This is a genomic window from Mycobacterium sp. 1465703.0 (assembly GCF_001672975.1).
Classification (GTDB): domain Bacteria; phylum Actinomycetota; class Actinomycetes; order Mycobacteriales; family Mycobacteriaceae; genus Mycobacterium.
Genome location: NZ_LZKU01000250.1, coordinates 1 through 7,103, shown reverse-complemented (window position 1 = coordinate 7,103; position 7,103 = coordinate 1). Strand labels below are relative to the sequence as shown.

General features: G+C 68.4%; 7 protein-coding genes and 2 pseudogenes. All 9 read right to left on the bottom strand.

The genetic code is table 11. The features are described 5' to 3' along the window. Positions 1–493, bottom strand: a pseudogene (locus A5625_RS23600) (hypothetical protein); the annotation flags it as partial. Next, the gene (locus tag A5625_RS23595) at positions 493–2,034 is read right to left on the bottom strand and encodes an N-acetylmuramoyl-L-alanine amidase (RefSeq protein ID WP_066999865.1); all 1,542 of its coding nucleotides are present in this window, start codon (positions 2,032–2,034) and stop codon (positions 493–495) included. The gene A5625_RS23595 and the pseudogene A5625_RS23600, both read right to left, overlap by 1 nt. Further along, positions 2,034–2,246 (bottom strand): hypothetical protein, encoded by a 213-nt coding sequence (locus tag A5625_RS23590; protein ID WP_066999862.1) that lies wholly within the window; start codon positions 2,244–2,246, stop codon positions 2,034–2,036. The genes A5625_RS23595 and A5625_RS23590 overlap by 1 nt, the downstream gene beginning before the upstream one ends. Then, positions 2,246–3,457: a S8 family serine peptidase gene (locus A5625_RS23585; protein ID WP_156748493.1), complete on the bottom strand. Its 1,212-nt coding sequence runs from the start codon at positions 3,455–3,457 to the stop codon at positions 2,246–2,248. The genes A5625_RS23590 and A5625_RS23585 overlap by 1 nt, the downstream gene beginning before the upstream one ends. A 75-nt stretch (positions 3,458–3,532) precedes the next feature. Next, complete coding sequence (locus tag A5625_RS23580; protein WP_066993960.1) at positions 3,533–3,790, bottom strand: hypothetical protein; 258 nt, start codon at positions 3,788–3,790, stop codon at positions 3,533–3,535. Further along, positions 3,787–4,137, bottom strand: a complete 351-nt coding sequence (locus A5625_RS23575) for a hypothetical protein (protein WP_066999855.1) — start codon at positions 4,135–4,137, stop codon at positions 3,787–3,789. The genes A5625_RS23580 and A5625_RS23575 overlap by 4 nt, the downstream gene beginning before the upstream one ends. Before the next feature lie 19 nt (positions 4,138–4,156). After that, positions 4,157–5,263, bottom strand: a complete 1,107-nt coding sequence (locus tag A5625_RS23570) for a hypothetical protein (protein ID WP_066999852.1) — start codon at positions 5,261–5,263, stop codon at positions 4,157–4,159. Beyond that, positions 5,263–5,601: a hypothetical protein gene (locus tag A5625_RS29310; protein WP_066999849.1), complete on the bottom strand. Its 339-nt coding sequence runs from the start codon at positions 5,599–5,601 to the stop codon at positions 5,263–5,265. Before A5625_RS29310 ends, A5625_RS23570 begins: the two co-directional genes overlap by 1 nt. A gap of 7 nt (positions 5,602–5,608) precedes the next feature. Next, positions 5,609–7,103, bottom strand: a pseudogene (locus A5625_RS29720) (hypothetical protein); the annotation flags it as partial.

Sequence of the window (7,103 nt, the reverse complement as noted above, 5' to 3'; positions counted from 1 at the left end):
GCTGGGCACACTCGTCGCCGCTGGGCGCGTTCGGGTCGGTCGCGGCGCCGACCGGAATGCCGCCCATGCTCGCGTCGTACAGCATCGGCACTTCGTGATGCACGGGGCTCGCCTGCGCGATCAGCGACGTGTAGTCCTGCCCGACAACGCCGCCCGTGCCGCGCACCGTCAGCGCCGCGTGGGTCGGCGCCGGTGGCGGCGGGTACGAGCCGAGCCGCGTACGGGTCGCCAGGTTCGCCACGGCGTACCCGTTCGGGTCACGAATCACGGGCAGCCCGACGCGGCCACAGAATTGCTCGACGACTTGCGCTGTCAGCTCGTCGTACGCGCTGCGCGTCGTGATGCCCAAGTCGCGGGCCCATTGGTACTTGTCGTGCAACTTGCCGGTGAGCAAGCCGATGGCGTTCCAGTTCGGCGCTGTGCGTGGCATGTTCGGGTCGTCGACGTCGCCGACGCCCAGGCCGAGCCACTTGCCGTTGATGTCGGTCGCCATCAGCGGGCCGCCTTTCGAGCCGGTGTCTTCACGGGTGCCTTTTTCGCCGGCGGTTTCTTGGCCGGCGGTTTCTTCACGGGTGCCTTTTTGGCCGGCGGTTTCTTCGTGGGCGCCTTGGCCGGCTTGTCTTCGGCGGCCGGCGCGGGCGCCGGCGGCGGCGGGGTGACGCCCGAGCTGGCCGGCTTGATGCCCCAACGTTCGGCCGCCAGGCCGTCGACGAGTGATAGCGGTGTGCCGGCGTTGACCTTGGCTTGCAGATCGGCCAGCGCGATCGGGTCGCCGGCGAGCTGCGGCCAGCCGGTGAACAGCCCGGTCGTTTCGTCGAACGGTCCAAGGAACTGTTCGAGCAGCTTGCGCAACGCTTCGTCGCCGGCGGGCGCCGCGAACGTGGCCGGCGGGCCCGGGTCGGCCGGCGGCGCGGCGGCGTTCGCGATGGCCCAGTACTTCGCCACAGCCGCCGTCAAGATGTCCCACGGGAACTTGACGAACGGCGGCCCGTACGGGCCGTCGGGCCCGTCGACGTCGGTGTGGTCATTGCCGTCTTTCAGGTAGACCGAGCAATACCGGTGGTCGGCGATGCCCGGCAAGTCGCTGTTATACGGCGGGGCAATGACTTTCGGCGGCACGTTGTACTTGATGGCGTCTTGAACCATCAGGTACGCCATGACGTCGATAGCGCGGGCGGCGTGCTGAATCCAGTCGGCGCGAAGCCAATACGACTCGGAACCGGCGATGCAATAGTTGATCGACCGGAGATTCGACGCGCCGACGGCCCATGCAGCGTAGTCGGTGTCTACGACGTCGACGACCGTCACGCCGTCGTCTTTCGGGTAGCCGGTGCTGATCGTGTAGTGGTACGAGCGCGGGTTGTCGGTCCCTTCGGTTGACCGCAAGAACCATGCGAGCCCGTCGGCGTTGTCGGTGTCACTGCCGTCTTCGGTGTGCGCGAACAGGCCGTCGACAGTGACGCCGTTGCGCGGCTCGCAGTTCGTCGACCAGTTCGGATACTCGTTGAAGTCGGGCCGCGCGGCCTGTAGCGCCGCGAGCCGTGGGTCGATGGCCGTCGTTGTCGACACGGGTGTGCCCCCATTCGTGAGTCGGTTGTAAAGCGACACAGCGTCGTTGAAACGCTGGTCGTAGCGGTCGGGGTAGGCCGAGCCCTGAACGTCTTGCGCGAACGTGCCCGGCGATACGTTCGGGTCGTTGTAGTCGTCGTCCAGCGCGACCAGGTGGTGAAAGAACATCGCCGCCGACTCGGCCGGGTCCATTTCTTCGGCGGTGGTGCCCCACCATTCGATTCGCTGCTGGAACAGGCCAACGCTGTCTTCGTCGTAGCTGTCGGCGTCGTGCGGGAAACTCTCGGATTCGGGGTTGTTCGGGTTGGCGTACATCACGAAATCCGACTCGACGTACACGGTTGCCAACGCGATCTGAATGCCGCGCACCGTGATTACCGGGTGGCGCAGCTCGTCGGGCCCGTCAGTTCTCGCCCGCTCGCCTTCGGCGATGATCGCGAGCGCGTAATCGTCAACGCTGGGCATCAGTTATCGACCCATTCGACCGTCGTCATGCCGCCGTGCCCGTGGATGGCTTCGACGCTGGCGATGCTGTCCCAGATGACCGACGACCGGTGCTCGCCGACCGTCCAGCGCAATGCGACGCGGCCGTCGGAAAACTCGACGCCTTCGGCCACGGTGCCGACGCCACTGACGCCGGTCGCGTCTTCGGTGCGCTTGAGCGTGAATCGGCGCATCAGATCGCCGCCGTCAGGTCGAGACCGACCGCCGCGCCCCACGCGAGAAGATCGGCCGCGAACTGGGCTTCGATCTTCGTGTGGTTGTGCTTGTGCTTGAGCCACACATCGGCCGATGCGGTCGGGAACGATGCCAGCGGGTCAGATGCCGGCGGGCTGATCGGTGGCGCTGGCGGTGCCGGCGCGGTGCCGGCGGTCAGCGCGGCCAACAGCTTCGCGCCGTCGGGCACGCCGAACCCGGTGGTTTCGTCGCGGCCCGGGCCGGCCCGGTACTCGCCGTTGTCGCCGGCGGTCACGTCGAACAGCGCGGTCGGGTTCGCGGTCACAAGGTTCATGAAGTCGAACGCCTTGGCGCCGTTGAGCTCCCACAACAGCGCGTACAGCCCGAGCATCAGCGGCGCGACCGCGCTCGTGCCGCCAATGACCGCCGACTCGCCGTCGATCATGACCTCGTACCCGGTGTCGGGGTCGGCGTTGCCGGCGATGTCGGGCACGTCGCGGCCGGCGAAGTGCTTCGACACGCCGCCGCCGGTGGCCGAGCTGGTGTCGTCGTCGTCCCAGGTGACTTCGGTCGCGCGCTCGCCGGCGGCCGTCAGGGTCAGTCGAGTGCCGCCACAACCGATTGAGTCGGGCGCCGACGCCGGGAAGTCGACTTGATTGCCGGCGCCGCTGGAATCCTGCGAACCGGTGTCGCCGGCGGCGACGAACACGGGCACGCCTTTCGCGCGGCCGGCCTTGATGACGGCCGCGAACTTGTCCATCACAGAGGCGTCCCAGGAACTTTCGGCGCCGCCCCACGAAATCGTCACGCCGTCGCACTCGTCGATCGCCTGCTCGGTGGCCTTGATGAACCCGTCGTCGGTGTTCGGCGCGGAATAGACCCGCTGTGTCGCCGCCGGCGCGATGGCGCCGAAAACGATCATGTCGAGCTGCACTTCGCCGTCGGCACCGTCGGGCCCGTCTTGCTTGTTGCGGCCGCCGTCGACGGGCACCGATACGAACGTCGGTGTCGGCAGATCGTTCGCGGTGAAGTACTTGCCGACCTGTCTGGCGTTGAAGCCGCCGCCGAGCTCGATGATGCCGGCGACGAATCCGCGGCCGGTCGCCTTATCCAGCGGGAAGTGATAGGCCGCCCCGACGCTGCGCACAGCGTGCGACGCGGGATTCGATGAACGGGGCCGGCGAATGTCGGTGCGGAACGCTGCGGTCACTGATGGGCCTTTCGTGTGGTGGGCATGAAAAAACCGCCGGCGTCGCTGCTCGGCGGTCGAAACTTGTTGCGGGGTCTAGCTGGTCGGTTTGGTCTTGGTCGTCTTGGCCGCCGGCGCTTTGAGCACGGGCCAGTTTTCGACGAGCTCGTCGGTGGTTTCCCAGTGCCCGCCGGCGCCGGCGCCGCTGGGCCGGCCGACGAACCACGCGCCGAACGGCGAGTCGCTTCGAACAGCGACCGACCCAAAATCGGCGTCGGTCGGGTCGGTGCACTGGCGCACTTCGGGCCGCGCCGGCGCGGCCGGCGCTTCGGGTTTGGGCGCCGCGTCGGTCATGGCATGGTCTCGCTGTACTGCGGGGTGACCTGAACGACGCCTTGGGCCGCACCGGTCAGCGTGACGCCCGGGGTCAGCGGCTTGCCGTACAGGAACGTCGAGCCGTTCCAGACGCCATACCACGAAGCGGTCGCGCCGGCCGGAACGTTGAAGTTGCATGGCGTGCCCGTGATGACGCCGCCGCCGACGTCACTCCACACGGTGTTTTGTCGCGCGTAAGCCGGGTTGCCGCCGGCGAGCTCGTTCGCGCCGTTGTTGCCGGTGTCGCCGCTGTGCAAACTGATGGTGGCGCCCAATGTGCCAGCGTGAGTTGCCATCTGTTGCAGAAACGTTGCTGATGCGGCCATTTCGGTCGATCCTTTCGTGTCACATGTAGGCGTAGAACCATGCGGCGCCCGGCGCGCCTTTACCGCCCGGGCTCCCACTGAAAAAGCCGCCGTTACCGCCGGCGCCGCCGGCGCCGTTACCGCTTGCGGCGCCGCCGTTGCCGGTGCCGGCCGTGCCGCCGGGGTAGGTCTGCCCGTTGAACACTTTGTTGCCCGGCGCGTAGCCGGATTGTTGCTTGCCCTGGCCGGCGCCCGTGGCGCCGCCGGCCGCGCTGAGTGCCGTCATGCCGGCGGCCGTCGCTGTTGTGGCCGTGCCGGGCGTGGTGCTGGTGCCGCCGGGGCCGCCGGTGCCCACGACGCCGGTAATGGCGGCCGCCGTCGGGAAGCCCGCACCGGTGCGCACCAGCGTGACCGCGACCCATGTGCCGGCCGCGCCGCCGCCGCCGGTGACGTTTCCAGCGCCGCCGGCGTTACCCGCGCCGCCGGCGCCGAGCAAGATGACGTCGATGAAGTTGGCCCACGACGGGATCGCGTACGAGTAGGCGCCGGCGGTCAGGAACGACGTCAGTTGCGGCTGGACGTGAACCGAGCCCGTGGGAACGCCCACGCCCGTCGCCGCGCCCCGCAACCCGGTAATCGAGCCGAGAAGCCCGCTCGGCGCCGCTCGCCCGACGCCCGGGCCCACGACGCCGATTCGTCCCAATAGGCCGGCCGGCGAGCTGGCAGCGGCCGCCGGCGCCGTCAACAGTGCCCGCGCGAGCCCCAGCGGCACGCCGTCGCCGGTTGCGAAGCCCTCCGTCGGGTGGAGTTGCCCGGCGTAGGCCAGCGGGTGCCCTTCGCCGATCGCGCCGCCCAGCGAGCGCGCCGCCAAGAACGCCATCGGGTCGGCCACGGCGGTCGCCGGCGCCGCAATGATGGTTTCGCCGGCGCCGGCCGACGGCACCGCAACGCCGGCGCCGAGCGCGTCGATTACCGCTTTCAGAACCGCCGACGGGTCACCTTGGCCGGTCGCGCCCGCGACCCGCCACAGGACAGCAATCCACCCTGGCACGCCGGGCAGCTCGTGCACTTCGGGCGTGACCGTCCAGCCGGGCCCGTAGAGCGGCGACCGGTCGGGCGGCGTGGTGACCCAGCCGAGACCGGCCATTAGCCGCCGGTCGTATGCACGTGCTCGGTCACGGTGTAGCCGGCCGTCACGTCGGATTCAGCGATTGCCCAAACGTTTTGGCCGTCGAAGACGAACCAATCGGTGTCTTTCACGACCACCTGAACTTTGCCTTTGTTGACCACTAGCTCCCATATCGGGGTGGCCGGGTCGCTGGTCGCGAGCGGGCCGAGCTGCGAAGCCCAGCCGGCCGCGAAAATCGTGTTGCAGCCTTCAAGCACGTCGAGCGCGGTCGCCAACGTCACGTGCCAGCCGATTACCGGGTTCGCGAAGCCGGTCAGCGGGTTCGGATCGTTCGGGGTCAGCTCCCAAGTCGTCATGGCGCTCCTATCCCTGATATGCCCTAATCCACGCGGCGCCGCCGGCGCCGGCGCCTCCCGGTGCGTCAAAGCCCGACGAGCCGGCGCCACCCGGCGAGATACCGGTCGATGAGCCGGCGGTCTGCGACGCGCCGCCCGGGTACGGGATGCCGTTGAACATGAACGTGTTGCCGTTGTTGCCGACCGCGCCTTGACCGCTGGGCGTGTTCGACCAGTACGACGACGTGGTGGTCGCCGCGCCGCCGGGCCCGCTGATGGCGCCGTAACCGGGAACCGTGACGGTGGTCGCGCCGCCCGGCTGGCCGTTGCCCTGCGGCGTGCCGACATAGGCGCCGCCCACGCCGATCGCGACCGTAAATTGCGTTGTGCCGAGCGGAATGTCGACGCCGTACGTCAGCGTGACGCCGTAGAAATGGCCGCCCCAGCCGCCAGCACCCGAGCCGTAGACGCCCAGACCCGACGCGCCGGCCTGCGCCGACCCGCCAGCACCGAGCACGATGATGTCGAACTTCGTGCCGGCGACCTGCGCCCACGAGGGAACGTTGTACGCGCCAGACGCTAGGAATTCCTGCGTGACCGGGGCTATCGCGCTGGCGCCCTCTGATCCGGCCAGCCCGAAGAACGGAATGTTGTTGCTACTCACGGGGACCGCGATAGACGACGCGGCGACCCCGCCGCTGGTGTTGCGGGTCTGCCCGAGCGTGTGGGGGTAGTCGTTGGTGTTGGCTTGCGCCCAGTGCACCAGGCCGGCGACGTTGTATGTGCCGCTGCCCGTGATCGCGATTTCGACTGCGTACCAATAGCCTTGGCCGGTAGTGATGTAGTTGGCTGCGGGCAAGTTGTAGTAGTTCTGGACGTTGGCCGTGACGCCGGAAAGAATGTTGCCCGACTGCCAAATCGGGTCTTCTTGGCCCGTGGTCAAGTTGATCGAGTAGACCGTCAGGTAAATGCCGGTGATGTTGGTCAGCGCGCCGCCCCACCAGGTGATCGACTTCTTGACGCCGCCGTCGGGGGTGCTCAGACACCCGATCGCGCTGGCGCTCGCGGTAACCGGAATGGTCTGCGGTGTGTTGGCGCTGGCGGTGGGAATGCTGGTGAACGGCACCGTCACGTCTACCGTGGGGTCGTTGGCGTGGTAGCCCGGTTTGGTGACGGCTCGCTTGGCGAGCTTGGTCGACGTGTCTTGGCTGATCGTGACCGCGCTGGTGGTGTTGTCGCGCATGTTCTGCGCCGACGATTGCAGGTTCTCCAACGAAATCCCGGCCGCGTCAAGCAATCCCGAGAATCCCTGATACAGCTTGTCGGCGGTCGCCTGTAGCGCCGCGCCGATGTTGTCGGGCCCCAACAGGCCGCCGACGTTCTCGTTCGGAATCGCTTTCAACGCCGCTTGCAACGTGTCGCGCGTGTTGCCCGCGCCGGTGATGCCCAGCGCGTTCACGATGGCGTCGATGTCCGCAAGCCCTTGCGTCATCCCTGCGGTGATGACCGGCAGCACGCCGGCC

Excerpts from the sequence above, each read along its gene's own strand:
- A5625_RS23595 (WP_066999865.1), bottom strand. The coding sequence starts at position 2,034 with ATGCCCAGCGTTGACGATTACGCGCTCGCGATCATCGCCGAAGGCGAG.
- A5625_RS23590 (WP_066999862.1), bottom strand. The coding sequence starts at position 2,246 with ATGCGCCGATTCACGCTCAAGCGCACCGAAGACGCGACCGGCGTCAGT.
- A5625_RS23580 (WP_066993960.1), bottom strand. The coding sequence starts at position 3,790 with ATGACCGACGCGGCGCCCAAACCCGAAGCGCCGGCCGCGCCGGCGCGG.
- A5625_RS23575 (WP_066999855.1), bottom strand. The coding sequence starts at position 4,137 with ATGGCCGCATCAGCAACGTTTCTGCAACAGATGGCAACTCACGCTGGC.
- A5625_RS23570 (WP_066999852.1), bottom strand. The coding sequence starts at position 5,263 with ATGGCCGGTCTCGGCTGGGTCACCACGCCGCCCGACCGGTCGCCGCTC.
- A5625_RS29310 (WP_066999849.1), bottom strand. The coding sequence starts at position 5,601 with ATGACGACTTGGGAGCTGACCCCGAACGATCCGAACCCGCTGACCGGC.